The sequence below is a fragment of the Variovorax monticola genome (genome assembly GCF_051216855.1).
GTDB lineage: Bacteria > Pseudomonadota > Gammaproteobacteria > Burkholderiales > Burkholderiaceae_C > Variovorax.
Map to the genome: position 1 here is coordinate 33183 of NZ_JBPJZP010000012.1, position 16440 is coordinate 49622.

The window sequence follows — 16440 nt, forward strand, 5'->3', positions numbered from 1 at the left end:
TCAGGCGGCGCGCACTGCGCGCGCGGCTTCGGTGATGGTGGCCTGCAGGGTGCGGCGCACCAGCGGGAGCTTGAAGTCGTTGTGGCCGCGCCCGCGGGCGCCGGCCAGCACGGTGTCGGCGGCGGAATCGACGGCCGCATCGTCCAGCACGGTGTCGGCCAGGCGCGCCTCGGCCGCCTCCACGCGCCATGGCTTGTGGGCCAGCCCGCCGAAGGCCATGCGCGCGGAGCGAATGCGCCCGCCGCTGGCGTCCACGATCGCGGCCACCGAGATCAGCGCGAACGCATAGGAAGCCCGGTCGCGCACCTTGCGGTACACGTGCTGGCCCGGCACCGGCGGCGGCAGGGTGACGGCGGTGATCAGCTCGCCCGGCTGCAGGTCGGTCTCGATCTGCGGGGTGTCGCCCGGCAGGCGATGAAAGTCGGCAATGGGAATCACGCGGCGCAGGCCGCCCGGCGTCACGGTTTCCACCTTCGCGTCGAGCACGCGCATGGCCACCGCCATGTCCGACGGGTGCGTGGCGATGCATTGCTCGCTGGCGCCCACCACCGCGTGCATGCGGTTGTAGCCCTGCAGCGCGGAGCAGCCCGTGCCCGGCTCGCGCTTGTTGCAGGCGCGCGCGGTGTCATAGAAGTAGTAGCAGCGCGTGCGCTGCAGCAGGTTGCCGCCGGTGGTGGCCTTGTTGCGCAGCTGGCCCGAGGCGCCGGCCAGCAGCGCGCGGCTCAACACCGCGTAGTCCTTTCGCACGCGGGCATCGGCCGCCAGCTCGGCATTGCGCACCATGGCGCCGATGCGCAGGCCGCCCTCGGCCGTGGGCTCCACGGTGTCCAGGCCCAGGCGGTTGATGTCCACCAGGTGCACCGGTGTCTCGACCTGCAGCTTCATCAGGTCGAGCAGGTTGGTGCCGCCCGCGATCATGCGAGCGCCGGGTCGCGAGGCCGCAGCGGCGGCGGCTTCGGGCGTGGCGGCGCGTTCGTAGCTGAAGGCTTTCATGAGCGCGCTCCCGATGTGTTCTTCGCCACGACCTGGATGGCCGCGACGATGTTCGGGTACGCGCTGCATCGACAGATGTTGCCGCTCATGCGCTCGCGAACCTCGGCGTCGCTCAGCGGCACGTCGGCGGGGCCGCCCGCACCGGCCGCAAGATCGCGCGTCACATGGCTCGGCATGCCCGACCTGGCCTCGGCCAGCATGCCCACTGCCGAGCAGATCTGCCCCGGCGTGCAGTAGCCGCACTGAAAGCCGTCGTGGTCCAGAAAGGCCTGTTGCAGCGGATGCAGCGTGTCGCCTTGCACCATGCCCTCGATGGTGGTGACCGATTGGCCCTCGTGCATCACCGCCAGCGTCAGGCATGAGTTGGTGCGCCGGCCTTCGACCAGCACCGTGCACGCGCCGCACTGGCCGTGGTCGCAACCTTTCTTGGTGCCGGTCATGCGCAGGTTCTCGCGCAGCGCGTCGAGCAGCGTGGTGCGGGTGTCGACATCCAGGCGATGGGGCTGGCCGTTGATCTGCAGTTGCACCTGCATGCGTTGCGGCGCGGGCTCTCGCGGGGCCGGTGCAGGCGGGGTGGCAGCGGCGACAGGCGCGGCCTGCGCGGCGGCGAGCAAGGTGGCGTTGGCACCGACGAGCGCGGCGCCCGACTGGAACACGGCGCGCCGTGTGACACGTGTGCGGGCGTCTTCCACGCCGTCGGGGTGGTTTTCGAATTTCATCGTGGGGGCTCCGGGGGAGGGCGCGGCTCGCGGCCCGGAAGACGGCCTGCAAAAGCGTTGCGCTTGCGAAAAGCCTAGGGAGCCCCGCCGGAGCGGCGACAGCGCATTCACGCTGTCGTGGTGTAGGTACTGACCGACGCTGCCGGCGCTGCCTGCGGGAGGGGCGCTGCTCAGCGCTGCTGCAAAGCGGTGGTGGCGGTGCCACTGAAAGGAGCAGCGGAAGCGGTGCCACCGGCACCGGGCCTGGGTCGCGACGACGGCTCCCACGAATCCGGCGTGGTGCCCACCAGCGACTTGAAGTCCTTCCACTTCCTCGCGCCGGGAATGGTGCGCCCACCCACGATCAAGGCCTTGGCGTACGCCACCATGCGCTCGCGCAGGTAGGCCCGGTCGGACTCGGGCCAGGTCTCGATCGAATGCGGCCCGCGCGCCAGCACGATCTCCTTCAGGCCGCGAATGCGGTTGTAGGCGACCACGGTGCCCTCCAGCGTCTCGGCCCGGTCCCACAAGCCCTTGCCGAAGAAGGCGGACGGCCAGCGGTCCATGCCCGCCAGCGTGGACGAGTTCGGGTAGAACACGATGTGGTGGTCGGCCGCCATGCCGCCCAGGAACAGGTTGCGGTCGGCCAGGTCGGGCGAGTCGCCCACGTAGCCAGCGCCGCTGGCGAACGACGACAGCAGGATGGCGCCGCGGATGTTGCGCATGCCCTTGGGCGGCGTGCAGTTGGGCTCGGGCATGTCGAAGCTGCACTGGGCCACGTAGTTGCGCGTCATGGCCCACGCGGTGGACATGGAGCCGCGCGAATAGCCGCCCAGCACCAGCGGGATCTCGCTGGCCGGCATGCCCGCGAGCAGCCGCCCGCGCGTGGCCTCGCCTTCGAGCAGTTCGCCCCGGGGCGTGAGGATGCGCAGGCCGCGCCCGGTGTCCAGCGCGGCCAGCGCGCGGAACACGTCCTCGCCTTGCTCCAGCGTGTTGGTGTCGCTGAAGCCGCCCGACAGCCCTTCGCCGCGACGGTCGTAGGCCAGCACGTCGTAGCCCGCCTGGTTCAGCGCATACAGGTTCTCGCGCCACCAGCGCTGGCCCATGGTCTCGGTGGTTGCGTTGGGAAAGTTGACGGGCGTGGTCTTGCCGGTCTTCTCGTCGATGCGGTAGGCCACCTCGTCCGGATGCTGGATGGCCGTGAGCTGCCCGCCGCCGCCCGGCGCCATGATGACCAGCGCGCGCGTCTTCTTTCCCTTGCCCTTGCCGTCGTCCACCCCGGCGCCCTCGATGTACCAGCCGCGCAGCTTGATGTCGCCGGTCATCTTCAGGTCGATGCGCTCGAAGGTGTCGCGCGGCACCGTGAACTCGACGATGCTGGTTCGCGCATCGGCCTCGGCAATGCCTTCGCGGTAGGGCGCCTTGGCGAAGAAGGCGGGGCGGCGGATGGCCTTCAGGTCGACCTGGCCTTCCGGATCGATCCGGCCCGACGGGTCGACCGTGCCGGTCGAGCGCGTGGCGCGCTCCTTGTTGGGCGGCAGCCAGCGCTGCATTTGCGCGTCGATGCGCTTGAAGCAGGCCGCGTCTTCCTTGCAGGTGCGCCAGCGGGCCTTGAGCTTCTCGTCGGTGAATTCGCTGACGTGGTAGTCGCCGCCGGCATAGGCGGCCGGCGTGGGGTTGGCCGTCATGAGCACGGGCACGCACACCTTGGTGCCGCCCAAGCCCTTGCCTTGCGGCAGCAGGTAGCCGCCCATCATGGCGTTGCGGTCGGTGCCGACCCATGCCGTGCAATCGGTGGGCGGGGGCTTGCTGGCGCTGGCTTCGCGCTGCGCTTCGGTGGTGGCGGAGGTGCAGGCGCCGAGCAAAAGCAGCGCCGCAAGGCCGCACGCCGGGGCCCAGCGGGAGAGCAGCGCGGGGCGCAGGGTCATTTCGGTCATCGAGACGGTGTCTCCGGAAATCTGGAGGTTCGATCTTCGCCGCATTGGCGCCGTGCCACCCAAGCCAACACGCCCTGTGTGTGCAAGCGCCGGCCTTGCCGTGCGTAGGACATTTCCTGCACACGCATGCGTCGATGTCCACTCTCCAGGGGCCGCGGATGCGCGCTCAATCTGGCCCGATTCACAGGAGACAACACAGATGAATTTCGAAGGCATCTACTGCTTCGACACGGCGAGCGTGCGCTTTGCCGTCTACCCCGAAGGCCCGGGCGGCCCGCGTGTCATCGTGCAAATTTCGGAGCACACCCTGCACGACGGGTTCGGAACGCGTGAGGTCGGCGACCGGCTGCTGGAGGTGTGCCGAAAACACTTCCAGGTGATCGAGCCGGCGGCTGTCGCACGCTACCGTGCCGCGCCGCGCAGCCCCCTCACGCTGACCATCGACGACTTCGCACTGCACGCCTGAGCGCGCGCTGCACGAAACACCGGCATACGGGCAACTCTCCGACAAGGCGAGGCGGTTCAGACCGTAGCCGCGGCATGCGGCAGTGCCGCAAATTGAGATTCCGCCAGACGACAAGACGCAGACGTTCCTCGAACAGGCGTGTCGCTGGCCCTCAATCAAGGAATGCCGGTGCCTCTGAACCATTCACTCCTGGGCGAGCGAGACGCCTACCTTTTCCACGAAGGAACCCACGCCCGCCTGTACGACCTGCTGGGTTCCCACCCGCAGCCCGGTGGCGGCGTGAATTTCGCGGTGTGGGCGCCCAACGCCGAATCTGTATCGGTGGTCGGCGACTGGAACCACTGGTCCGGCGATGCCGATCCGCTTTCCCCGAGCGCCGACAACACCGGCATCTGGCAAGGCCATGTGCCCGGCGCGGCGCTCGGCCAGACCTACAAATACCGCATTCGCTCGCGCCTGAACGGCTACACCGTCGACAAGGCCGACCCCGTGGCCTTCAGCGCCGAGTTGCCGCCAGCCACCGGCTCGCGCATCTGCGAACTCTCGTACACGTGGAACGACGACGAATGGATGGCCACGCGCGGCGCGCACAACGCGCTGGACGCACCGCAGTCGGTCTACGAGGTTCACCTGGGCTCGTGGCGCCGGCACGACGGCGAGTTTCTGGGCTACCGCGAGCTGGCGCACGAGCTGGGCGCCTACGTGAAGAAGATGGGGTTCACGCACGTGGAACTCATGCCCGTCACCGAGCACCCGTTCTACGGCTCGTGGGGCTACCAGACCACCGGCTACTTCGCGCCCACCGCGCGCTACGGCTCGCCGCAAGACTTCATGTACATGGTCGATCACCTGCACCAGCAGGGCATCGGCGTGCTGCTCGACTGGGTGCCCTCGCACTTTCCGACGGACGAGCACGGCCTGGGCTACTTCGACGGCACGCACCTGTACGAGCACGCCGATCCGCGCCAGGGCTTCCACCCCGAGTGGAGCTCGGCCATCTTCAACTACGGCCGGCCGGAGGTGCGCAGCTTCCTGGTGTCGTCGGGCCTGTTCTGGCTCGACCTGTACCACCTGGACGGCCTGCGCGTGGACGCGGTGGCATCCATGCTCTACCTCGACTACGCGCGCAAGCACGGCGAGTGGATTCCCAACCGCCACGGCGGGCGCGAGAACCTGGAGGCCATCGACTTCCTGCGCACGCTCAACCGTGCCGTGTACCGCGAGTTCCCCGACACGCTCACCGTGGCCGAAGAATCGACCGCATGGCCGCGCGTGTCCCGCCCCACCGACATGGACGGCCTGGGCTTCGGCGAGAAATGGAACATGGGGTGGATGCACGACACGCTCGACTACCTGAAGGAAGACCCGGTCAATCGCAAGTACCACCACCACAAGCTGACCTTCTCGCTGGTGTATGCCTTCAACGAGAACTTCGTGCTGCCGCTCTCGCACGACGAGGTGGTGCACGGCAAGGGCTCGCTCATCAACAAGATGCCGGGCGACAACTGGCAGCAGTTCGCCAACCTGCGCGCACTGTTCGGCTTCATGTGGGCGCACCCGGGCAAGAAGCTGCTGTTCATGGGCGGCGAGTTCGGCCAGCGCCGCGAGTGGACGCACGACGGCGAGCTCGAGTGGTGGGTGACCGAGCAGCCCAGCCATGGCGGCTTGCAGCGCCTGGTGGCGCAGCTCAACCGCGTGTACCGCGAGCTGCCGGCGCTGCACCAGCGCGACTTCTCGGCGGCCGGCTTCGAATGGATCACCGCGGACGACGAAGAGAAAAGCGTGTTCGCCTTCCTGCGCAAGAGCGCGGACGGCAGCGCGCCGCTGCTGGTGGTCTGCAACATGACACCGGTACCGCGCACCAACTACGTGCTGGGCGTGCCGGGCAACACCCGTGGCGGCTTCTGGCGCGAGGTCATCAACACCGACGCGGCCGAGTTCGGCGGCACCGGCTGGGGCAACCTGGGCGGCGTGGAGGCCGCCCCCGTGCGCTCGCACGGCCGCATGCAGTCGTTGAGCCTGACCCTGCCGCCGCTTTCGACGCTGATCCTGGAGCAACGCACCACACCATGAAGAACATCTTTGCCACCCGCCAGGCTCCCGTGGCGAGCGACATCGCGGACCCGCACGGCAACGTGCGCGCGGTGATCGACGCCGTGCTGCCCGCCGTCGACAACGGCCGCTTTCCCGTGAAATGCGTGGCCGGCGAGCGCGTGCGCGTGCGCGCGCACTGCTTCACCGACGGGCACGACGTGCTGCGCGTGCAGTTGTGCTGGCGCGCGCACGACCAGGCCGAGTTCCGCGAAGTGCCCATGAAACCGCTGGGCAACGACGTGTGGGAGGCTGCGTTCTCGCCGCCCGCGCTCGGGCGCTACGTGTACACCGCAGTGGCCTGGGTCGACCCGTTCGAGTCGTGGCGCAGCGAGATGTCGCGCCGCGTCGACCCCGACGACGTGCGCATCGCCTCGCAGGTGGGCGCGCTCGAAATCGCGGCGGCTGCCGGCCGCGCCGAAGGCGCCGACAAGACGGCGCTGCAGCGCTGGGCCAGCGAGCTGGACGCCGTGGCCGCCATGCCGGGCGCCGACGCCGTGTCGCTGAAGGCGCTGGCGCTCGACGACGAACTGGCCGACACCGCGCGCCGCCACCCCGACCGCCGCCACCAGGCGCGCTACCCGGTCGAGCTGCCGCTGGTGGCCGACCGCGAGCGCGCCCGCTTCAGCAGCTGGTACGAACTGTTCCCGCGCTCGGCCGGCACCGAGCCCGGCGTGCACGGCACCTTCAAGGACGTGGAAGCGCGCCTGCCCGCCATTGCCGCGATGGGCTTCGACGTGCTGTACTTCCCGCCGATCCACCCCGTGGGCCGCGTGCAGCGCAAGGGCCCCAACAACAAGCTGGTGAGCGGGCCGCAGGACGTGGGCAGCCCCTGGGCCATCGGCGCGGCCGAAGGCGGCCACAAGGACATCCTGCCGGCGCTGGGCACGCCCGAAGACTTCCGCCACCTGCTGGCGCGCGCGGCCGACCACGGCCTGGAGATCGCGCTGGACATCGCCTTCCAGTGCGCCCCCGACCACCCGTACGTGAAGGAACACCCCGACTGGTTCCGCTGGCGGCCCGACGGCAGCGTGCAGTACGCCGAGAACCCGCCCAAGAAGTACCAGGACATCTACCCCTTCAACTTCGAGTGCGACGACTGGCGCGGCCTGTGGACCGAGCTGAAGAGCGTGTTCGAGCACTGGGTGGGCGAGGGCGTGCGCATCTTCCGCGTGGACAACCCGCACACCAAGGCCTTTCCGTTCTGGGACTGGGTGATCGCCGAAATCAAGCGCACCCACCCCGAAACGATCTTCCTGGCCGAGGCCTTCACGCGCCCGAAGGTGATGCACCGGCTGGCCAAGGGCGGCTTCTCGCAGAGCTACACGTACTTCACCTGGCGCAACACCAAGCAAGAGCTGGTCGAATACTTCACCGAGCTGTCGACCGCACCGGGCATCGACTACTTCCGCCCCAACGTGTGGCCCAACACGCCCGACATCCTGCACGAGCAGATGCAGGGCGGCGAAGCTTCGGTGTACATGTCGCGCCTGGTGCTGGCGGCCACGCTGTCGGCGAGCTACGGCATCTACGGGCCGGCCTACGAGCTGCGCGAGCATCTGCCGCGCGACCACGGCGGCGAGGAATACCTCGACTCCGAGAAGTACCAGCTGCGCCACTGGAACCACGACGACCCCGAGAGCCTGGCGCCCTTCATCGCGCGGGTGAACCGCATCCGCCGCGAGAACCCGGCGTTGCAATGGGACCGCACGCTGCGCTTCCTGCACGTGGATAACCCGCAGCTGCTGGCCTACGCCAAGACCTCGGCCGACGGCAGCAACGTGGTGGTGACGGTGGTCAACCTCGACCCGCACACGCCGCAGTCGGGCTGGGTGGGGCTGGAGCCCGGCAGCGTGGGCGTGAGTCCGCCTTCGCGCAGCTTCCAGATGCACGACCTGCTCAGCGGCCAACGATTCGTCTGGCAGGGCGACTGGCACTACGTGCGGCTCGATCCGCAAAGCGCACCCGCGCACATCTTCGTGGTCCGTCGTCGCCACGGCGACGAGCGCGACTTCGACTACTTTCTTTGAGGTCTCGACTGCCCATGAATGCACCTGTCTCGCACATCGCGCTTGAAACCGTGGCAATCGACAACAGCGACGATCCGCTGTGGTACCGCGACGCGGTGATCTACCAGCTCAACGTCAAGGCCTTCTTCGACTCCAACAACGACGGCATGGGCGACTTCCAGGGGGTGACCGCCAAGCTCGACTACGTGAAGGACCTGGGCGTCAACACCATCTGGCTGATGCCGTTCTATCCGTCGCCGCTGCGCGACGACGGCTACGACATTGCCGAGTACGAAGACGTGCATCCACAGTACGGCTCGCTGGCCGACTTCCGCGAAATGATGGCCGAGGCGCACAAGCGCGGCCTGCGCGTCATTACCGAGCTGGTCATCAACCACACCTCCAGCGACCACCCGTGGTTCAAGGCTGCGCGCCTGGCGCCGCCCGGCTCGCCGGAGCGCAACTTCTACGTGTGGAGCGACACCGACCAGATCTACCAGGGCACGCGGATCATCTTCACCGACACCGAGACGTCGAACTGGACGTGGGACCCGGTGGCCAAGCAGTACTTCTGGCACCGCTTCTTCAGCCACCAGCCCGACCTGAACTTCGACAACCCGGCGGTGATGGAAGCCATTCTGAAGACCATGCGCTTCTGGCTCGACATGGGTGTGGACGGCTTCCGGCTGGACGCCATTCCCTACCTTGTGGAGCGCGACGGCACCAGCAACGAGAACCTGCCCGAGACGCACGCCGTCATCAAGCAACTGCGCGCGACCATCGACGCCGAGTACAAGAACCGCTTCCTGCTGGCCGAGGCCAACATGTGGCCCGAGGACGTGCGCGAGTACTTCGGCGACGGCGACGAATGCCACATGGCATATCACTTTCCGCTGATGCCGCGCATGTACATGGCCATTGCGCAGGAAGACCGGCACCCGATCGTGGAAATCATGGCGCAGACGCCGGACATTCCCGAGGGCTGCCAGTGGGCCATCTTCTTGCGCAACCACGACGAGCTCACGCTCGAGATGGTGACCAGCAAGGAGCGCGACTACATGTACACCATGTACGCGGCCGACACGCGCGCGCGCATCAACCTGGGCATTCGCCGGCGCCTGGCGCCGCTGATGGAAAACGACCTCGACCGCGTCAAGCTCATGAACGGCATGCTGCTGTCGATGCCGGGCTCGCCCATCATCTATTACGGCGACGAGATCGGCATGGGCGACAACGTGTTCGTGGGCGACCGCAACGGCGTGCGCACGCCCATGCAGTGGAGCCCCGACCGCAACGCCGGCTTTTCGCGCGCCGACCCGCAGCGCCTGTACCTGCAGCCCATCATGGACCCGATGTACGGCTACGAAGCGCTCAACGTGGAAACGCAGGCGCGAGACGCCAGCTCGCTGCTGAACTGGACCAAGCGCATGCTGGCCGTGCGCAAGACCAGCCACGCCTTCGGGCGCGGCAAGCGGCGCTTTCTGAAGCCGGGCAACCGCAAGATCCTGGCGTACCTGAGCGAGTACGACGGCGACGTGATCCTGGCCGTGTTCAACCTGTCGCGCGCCGCGCAGCCGGTGGAGCTCGACCTGTCGGAGTTCAAGGGGCATGTGCCCATCGAGATGCTGGGCCGCTCGGCGTTTCCGCCCATCGGCGAGCTGCCCTACCTGCTCACGCTGGCGTCGTACGGCTTCTACTGGTTCAAGCTCACGGCCGAGGCCGACGCGCCCAGCTGGCACGAGCAGGGCGTGGCCCTGCAGGACTGGCCCACGCTGGTGCTGTTCGACGGCTGGACCAGCTTCTTCCGCGACCGCGTGATGCCCTGGCGCATCGGCATGGCCGAGCGCATGCGCAACCAGTTCGAACTCGACACGCTGCCGCGCCACATCGAGATCCAGCGCTGGTACGCCTCCAAGGGCGTGCCGATTCAGCGCGCGCGCATGACCGATCACGCCGTGTGGGAGGCCAACGGCCAGAGCTGGATGCTGCCGTTGCTGGCACTCGACGGCCCGCCCGGCGGCGCCACCTACTTCATGCCGCTGGCACTGGCCTGGGAAGAGCGCGACGAGGAGCGCATGGCCGGCGTGGCGCAGGCCGCGATCGCCAAGGTGCGCCAGCAGGCGCAGGTGGGCCTGATGGGCGATGCCTTCTACGACGAGGCCTTCTGCCGCGAGCTGGTGCGCGCCATCGGCCAGGGGGCCGAGCTGGCCACGGCCAATGGCAAGTTCGTGTTCAAGCCCACGGCTGCTTTCGCCGCGCTGAACATCGACATCGATGCGCTGGCCGTCGGCCGGCCCAGCGGCGTGAGCAGCAACACGGCCGTGACGCTGAACGAAACGCTGTTCCTCAAGGGCTACCGCCACGTGCGCCCGGGCATCAACCCCGAGCTGGAAATGGGCCGCTTCCTCACCGAGGTGCACTACCCCAACTGCGTGCCGGTGCTGGGCTCGCTCGAATACATCACCGCCGACGGGCGCACCATGACGCTGGCCATGGTGCAGAGCTACGTCGCCAACCAGGGCGACGGCTGGGACTACACCCTGGGCTACCTGGAGCGCTTTTTGCGCGACGTGGCCACCACCGACGGCACGTCGCCCGACGCGGGCGACGTGGCGGCGGCGCATGGCGGCTTCCTGGCGCTGATGGCCACGCTGGGCCGTCGCACGGCCGAGCTGCACCGCGCGCTGGCCACCCGCACCGGCTCGGCCGGCTTCGACCCCGAGCCGCTGGTGGCCACCGATGTGGCGGGCTACCGCACGCATGCGGCCACCGACGCCACCGCCACCATCGCGTTGCTGCGCGAGCGCATTGGCGGGTTGTCCGCCGGCACGCAGGCCGATGCCAACACCTTGATCGCGGCCGCCGACGCACTGCAGTCGAACATTGCCGAGCGGCGTTTTTTCGAGGGCGGCGCCGCCGTGCTGAAGAGCCGCTACCACGGCGACTACCACCTGGGCCAGGTGCTGGTGAAGGACAACGACTTCGTCATCATCGACTTCGAGGGCGAGCCCGCGCGCAGCTTCGAGGAGCGGCGCGCCAAGGGGTCGCCGTTGCGCGACGTGGCGGGCATGCTGCGCTCGTTCAACTACGCGCGCTGGTCGGCGCTGCGCCGCGTGGCACAAAGCCCGGAAGAAGCCGAGAAGCTGGCCGCGCCCGCAAAGGCTTGGGAGCAGGCCACGCGCGACGCCTTCCTGAAGGGCTACGCCGACGCCATTGGCGGCCCCGGCCTGCAAGGCGCGCCTCTGGACGCCGAGCTGCTGTCGCTGTTCGAACTGGAGAAGGCGCTGTACGAGCTGCGCTACGAGCTCAACAACCGCAACGACTGGGTGCAGGTGCCGCTGAACGGCGTGCTCTCGCTCATCCAGCGTTGACGCGCGCTTGAAGCCCACCTGACGCCACCGCCAATCACATTCGGGAAAGACTCATCATGGAAAACTTCGGCATTCACCTGGAGCCGCTGCGCGCCATCCTCTATCAGGTGGGGGCGTTCATTCCGCGCCTGCTGGTCGCGCTGGTGGTGGTGTTCGTGGGCTGGATCGTCGCCAAGGCGGTGCGCTTCGCGGTAACCAAGGCGCTGCGCGCCATCAACTTCAACGTGCTCACCGAGCGCGCGGGGCTGGACAACTTCCTGCGCCAGGGCGGCTGGCGCGGCGACACGAGCAGCGTGTTCGGGGTGCTGGCGTACTGGCTGGTTATCCTGGCGTCGCTGCTGATTGCCTTCAACGGCATGGGGCTGAGCTACATCGCCGACCTGCTGGGGCGCATCGTGTGGTTCGTGCCCAACGTGGCGGTGGCGTTGCTGGTGCTGGCCTTCGGCTCGTATTTCGCCAAGTTCGTGGGCGACGCGGTGGGCAGCTATTTCCGCGGCGTGAAGATGCAGGACGCGATGCTGTTCGCCAAGATGGCGCAGTACGCGGTGATGGCCTTCGTCATTTTGATTGCGCTCGACCAGATCAAGGTGGGCGGCGACATCGTGCGCGAAAGCTTCCTGGTGATCTTGGCGGGCGTGGTTTTTGCGTTGGCTCTGGCCTTCGGCCTGGCCGGCAAGGACTGGGCGAAGGCGCAAATCGAGCGTTGGTGGCCGCGCGCGGTCATCAAGGACGGAAAGGCGCTGAAAGACGTGCCCCCCGTCACCCCCGTGGGCAGCACGACTCCGCCGCCCCGCTTCGACGACCGTCCGCCGCGCTGACCGCCTGCCTGCCTTGCTTGCCTTCGATTGCTTCCGGCCACTGAATGACACGAAAAACAAATCCGACGATCACGGCCATCTGGCCGGGCAAGCCTTATCCGGGCGGCGCCACCTGGGACGGGGAGGGTGTCAATTTCGCGCTGTTCTCCCAGCACGCCGACAAGGTGGAGCTGTGCCTGTTCGACGAGCGCGGGCGCCATGAGCTGCAGCGCATCGTGCTGCGCGAGCGCACCGACGGCGTGTGGCACTGCTACCTGCCCGAGGCGCGGCCCGGCCAGGCCTACGGCTACCGGGTGCACGGCCCCTACAAACCCGAGGAAGGCCACCGCTTCAACGCGCACAAGCTGCTGCTCGACCCTTATGCCAAGGACCTGGTGGGCCAGCTGCGCTGGGGCGACGCGCTGTACGGCTACACCGTGGGCAGCAAGCGCGAAGACCTTTCGTTCGACCGCCGCGACAGCGCCCCGCTGATGCCCAAGGGCCGTGTGCTGGAAACCGCCTTCACCTGGGGCGACGACCGCCGCCCTTCGGTGCCGCGGCAGGACATGGTCATCTACGAGATGCACGTGCGCGGCTTCACCATGACGCACCCCGACGTTCCGCCCGAGCTGCGCGGCACCTACGCCGCCCTGGGCTGCGCGCCGGTGGTCGACTACCTCAAGCGCCTGGGCGTGACCACGGTGGAGCTGCTGCCGGTGCACAGCTTCCTGAACGACCGTCACCTGTCCGAGAAGGGCCTGCAGAACTACTGGGGCTACAACACCTTCGGCTACTTCGCCCCCGAGATGCGCTACAGCGCCTCGGGCAAGGTGAAGGAGTTCAAGACCATGGTGAAGACGCTGCACTCCGCGGGCATCGAGGTCATTCTGGACGTGGTCTACAACCACACCTGCGAAGGCAACCAGCTGGGCCCCACGCTGTCGATGCGCGGGGTGGACAACTCTTCTTACTACATCGCCAAGGCCGACAACCGCCGCTTCTACGACGACTTCACCGGCTGCGGCAACACGGTGAACCTGGAGCACCCGCATGCCCTGCAGCTGGTGATGGACTCGCTGCGCTACTGGGCCGAGGAAATGCACGTCGACGGCTTTCGCTTCGATCTGGCTTCGGCCCTGGCGCGCGAGGCCGGCAAGGTGGAAAACCTGGGCGGCTTCTTCGACGCGATTCGCCAGGACCCGACGCTCAACCGCGTGAAGCTCATCGCCGAGCCCTGGGACCTGGGCCATGGCGGCTACCAGGTGGGCAACTTTCCGCTGGGCTGGGCCGAGTGGAACGACCAGTACCGCGACGGCATGCGCGGTTTCTGGAAGGGCGACGGCGGGCTGGTCGGCGAAATGGCCAAGCGCGTCACCGGCTCGCAGGACCTGTACGGCTGGTCGGGCAAGCAGCCCAGCGCGAGCATCAACTTCGTCACCGCGCACGATGGCTTCACGCTGCACGATCTGGTGTCGTACAACGACAAGCACAACGAGGCCAACGGCGAGGACAACCGCGACGGCAGCAGCCACAACGTGTCGTGGAACTGCGGCGTCGAAGGACCCACCGACGACCCCGAGGTGGCGACCCTGCGCGAGCGCCAGAAGCGCAACCTGCTGGCCACGCTGCTGCTGTCGCAGGGCGTGCCCATGCTGCTGGCGGGCGACGAGCGCGGCCACACGCAGCAGGGCAACAACAACGTGTACTGCCAGGACAACGAACTCGGCTGGCTCGACTGGTCGGCCACGCCCGAGCGGCTGGCGCTCACCACCTTCGTCGAACGCATGGTCGCGCTGCGCCGCGCGCACCCGTCGTTCCGGCGGCGCACCTTCTTCGCGGGCAAGCCGGCCGCCGGCGAGACCGTGACCGACGTGCACTGGCTCAAGCCCGACGGCGAAGAAATGCGCACCGAAGACTGGAACGACACCAATGCCCGCTGCATTGCCATGTACATCCCCGGCGGCGGCATTGCCGACCGCGGGCCGCGCGGGGAGACGCAGCACGACGACGACTTTCTGCTGCTGCTGAACGCGCACCACGACGAGATCGCCTTCACGCTGCCGCCGATGCCGCACGGCGCGTGGCGGCTGCTGGTCGACACCGCCAGCACCACGCCGCCGCCCACCACCCAAGACGCCGCTTCGCTCGCCCCCGCGTGGGCGGAGCCTTCCTATCCCCTGCAATGCCGCTCGCTCGTCGTGCTGAGTCGGCCGGACGTACGGCCATGACCACCCATCACACCCAGCCCCGCACCCACACCATGCCCTTCGGCGCCACCGTGCACGACGCCGGTGTCGCCTTTTCCCTGTGGGCGCCGTCGCAAAACGCCGTGCGGCTGTCGCACCGGCCTGCAGGCCAACACGACTTCGCCTCGCATGCCATGGCGCGCGACGCCGACGGCTGGCACCGGCTCGACCTGCCCGCCGCGGCGCACGGCGACAGCTACCGCTTCGACATGCCCGACGGCTCGGCCGTGCCCGACCCTGCCTCGCGCTTCAACCCCGAGGACGTGCACGGCCCGAGCGTGGTGATCGACCCGCGCCGCTATGCCTGGCGCGACACCGCCTGGCGCGGCCGGCCTTGGGAAGAGGCGGTGGTGTACGAGCTGCACATCGGCGCGTTCACGGCGGAGGGCACCTTCAACGCCGCGCGCGAGCGGCTCGGCGAACTGGCCGAGCTGGGCGTGACCGCCCTCGAGCTGATGCCGCTGGCGGACTTTCCGGGCAAGCGCAACTGGGGCTACGACGGCGTGCTGCAGTTCGCGCCCGATGCCTCGTACGGCACGCCCGAAGAGCTCAAGGCCCTGGTCGACGCGGCGCACGGGCTGGGCCTGATGGTGCTGATCGACGTGGTCTACAACCACTTCGGCCCCGAAGGCAACTACCTGCACGGCTACTGCCCCGAATTCTTCAACGCCGAGCACCGCACGCCCTGGGGCGCGGCCATCAACTTCGACGGGCAGGACGCGCGCACCGTGCGCGACTTCTTCGTGCACAACGCGCTCTACTGGATCGAGGAGTACCGCTTCGACGGCCTGCGCATGGACGCCATTCATGCCATCAGCGACGGCTCGCATCCGCACATCGTGCAGGAAATTCGCGAGGCGGTGCAGGCCGGCCCGGGCCGCGAGCGCCACGTGCACCTGGTGCTGGAGAACGAGACCAACCAGGCCTCGATGCTGGTGCGCGACAGCCAGGGCCTGCCGGTGGCCGGCACCGCGCAATGGAACGACGACCTGCACCACGCGGTGCACGTGCTGGCCACCGGCGAGCGCGACGGCTACTACGCCGACTACGCCGACGACCCGGTGCGCAGCCTGGCGCTGTCGCTGGCCGAAGGCTTCATCTACCAGGGCCAGCCCTCGGCGTTTCGCCACGGCGAGCGGCGCGGCGAGCCCAGCACGGGCTTGCCGTCGCAGGCCTTCGTGTCGTTCCTGCAAACGCACGACCAGGTCGGCAACCGCGCCTTCGGCGAGCGCATCCACGCGCTGGGCGACCCGGTGCGCCTGCGTGCGGCCATGGCCTGCCTGCTGCTGTCGCCGCATGTGCCGATGCTGTTCATGGGCGACGAGTTCGCCGCCTCCACGCCGTTTCTCTACTTCTGCGACTTCGGGCCCGAGCTGGCCGAGGCGGTGTCCAACGGGCGGCGTTCGGAGTTCGGCGGCTTTGCCGCGTTCAAGGACGAGGCGGCGCGCGCGCGCATTCCCGACCCGAACGACGAGGCCACCTTTCTCGCGTCCAAGCTCAACTGGCGCGAGCGCGGCGCCCGAACCCATTTCGAGCAGTACAGCGCGGTGCAGCAGTTGCTGGCCCTGCGCCACAAACTGATCGTGCCGCGCCTGGCCGGCGCGGCGGGCGCGGGCGTGTTCGTCTGCGAGAACGACACGCTGCGCGTGCACTGGAACCTGGGCTCGGGCCGGCTTCACATGCTGGCGCATTTCGGCGCGCAGCCGGCGGCAGGCGTGGCCGGCGCGCCCGGCGCCCTGGTGTACAGCCATGGCGTGCAAGAAGACGGCGGTGTGCTGCAGCTGGCCCACGGCGCGGTGCTCGTCACGCTGGAGGACGCGCACGGTGAATGA

At 68.4% G+C, this 16440-nt stretch carries 10 protein-coding genes; 7 read left to right on the forward strand and 3 right to left on the reverse strand.

What is annotated here, in order from left to right:
* From ACSFA5_RS32290 to ACSFA5_RS32300, 3 genes are all read right to left on the reverse strand, one after another.
* Nucleotides 1-993: an FAD binding domain-containing protein gene (locus ACSFA5_RS32290; protein ID WP_435448130.1), complete on the reverse strand. Its 993-nt coding sequence runs from the start codon at nt 991-993 to the stop codon at nt 1-3.
* Nucleotides 990-1712, reverse strand: a complete 723-nt coding sequence (locus ACSFA5_RS32295; protein WP_435448131.1) for a 2Fe-2S iron-sulfur cluster-binding protein — start codon at nt 1710-1712, stop codon at nt 990-992. Before ACSFA5_RS32295 ends, ACSFA5_RS32290 begins: the two co-directional genes overlap by 4 nt.
* Before the next feature lie 170 nt (nt 1713-1882).
* The gene (locus ACSFA5_RS32300; RefSeq protein WP_435448132.1) at nt 1883-3628 is read right to left on the reverse strand and encodes an alpha/beta fold hydrolase; all 1746 of its coding nucleotides are present in this window, start codon (nt 3626-3628) and stop codon (nt 1883-1885) included.
* A gap of 199 nt (nt 3629-3827) precedes the next feature.
* Between ACSFA5_RS32300 and ACSFA5_RS32305 the strand changes: the two genes are divergently transcribed.
* The 7 genes from ACSFA5_RS32305 (at nt 3828) to treZ (ending at nt 16440) form a co-directional block, all read left to right on the forward strand.
* Nucleotides 3828-4094, forward strand: a complete 267-nt coding sequence (locus ACSFA5_RS32305) for a hypothetical protein (RefSeq protein ID WP_435448133.1) — start codon at nt 3828-3830, stop codon at nt 4092-4094.
* 162 nt (nt 4095-4256) lie between these two features.
* Nucleotides 4257-6167, forward strand: a complete 1911-nt coding sequence (glgB, locus tag ACSFA5_RS32310) for a 1,4-alpha-glucan branching protein GlgB (RefSeq protein ID WP_435448134.1) — start codon at nt 4257-4259, stop codon at nt 6165-6167.
* Nucleotides 6164-8215, forward strand: a complete 2052-nt coding sequence (locus ACSFA5_RS32315) for an alpha-1,4-glucan--maltose-1-phosphate maltosyltransferase (protein WP_435448135.1) — start codon at nt 6164-6166, stop codon at nt 8213-8215. The genes glgB and ACSFA5_RS32315 overlap by 4 nt, the downstream gene beginning before the upstream one ends.
* A 14-nt stretch (nt 8216-8229) precedes the next feature.
* Nucleotides 8230-11565, forward strand: coding sequence for a maltose alpha-D-glucosyltransferase (gene treS, locus ACSFA5_RS32320; protein WP_435448136.1), 3336 nt, complete (start codon nt 8230-8232; stop codon nt 11563-11565).
* 56 nt (nt 11566-11621) lie between these two features.
* Nucleotides 11622-12383: a mechanosensitive ion channel family protein gene (locus ACSFA5_RS32325; protein WP_435448137.1), complete on the forward strand. Its 762-nt coding sequence runs from the start codon at nt 11622-11624 to the stop codon at nt 12381-12383.
* Nucleotides 12384-12427: 44 nt separating this feature from the next.
* On the forward strand, nt 12428-14590 hold the full coding sequence (glgX, locus tag ACSFA5_RS32330; RefSeq protein WP_435448139.1) for a glycogen debranching protein GlgX: 2163 nt from the start codon (nt 12428-12430) through the stop codon (nt 14588-14590).
* Nucleotides 14587-16440, forward strand: a complete 1854-nt coding sequence (gene treZ, locus ACSFA5_RS32335; protein WP_435448140.1) for a malto-oligosyltrehalose trehalohydrolase — start codon at nt 14587-14589, stop codon at nt 16438-16440. Before glgX ends, treZ begins: the two co-directional genes overlap by 4 nt.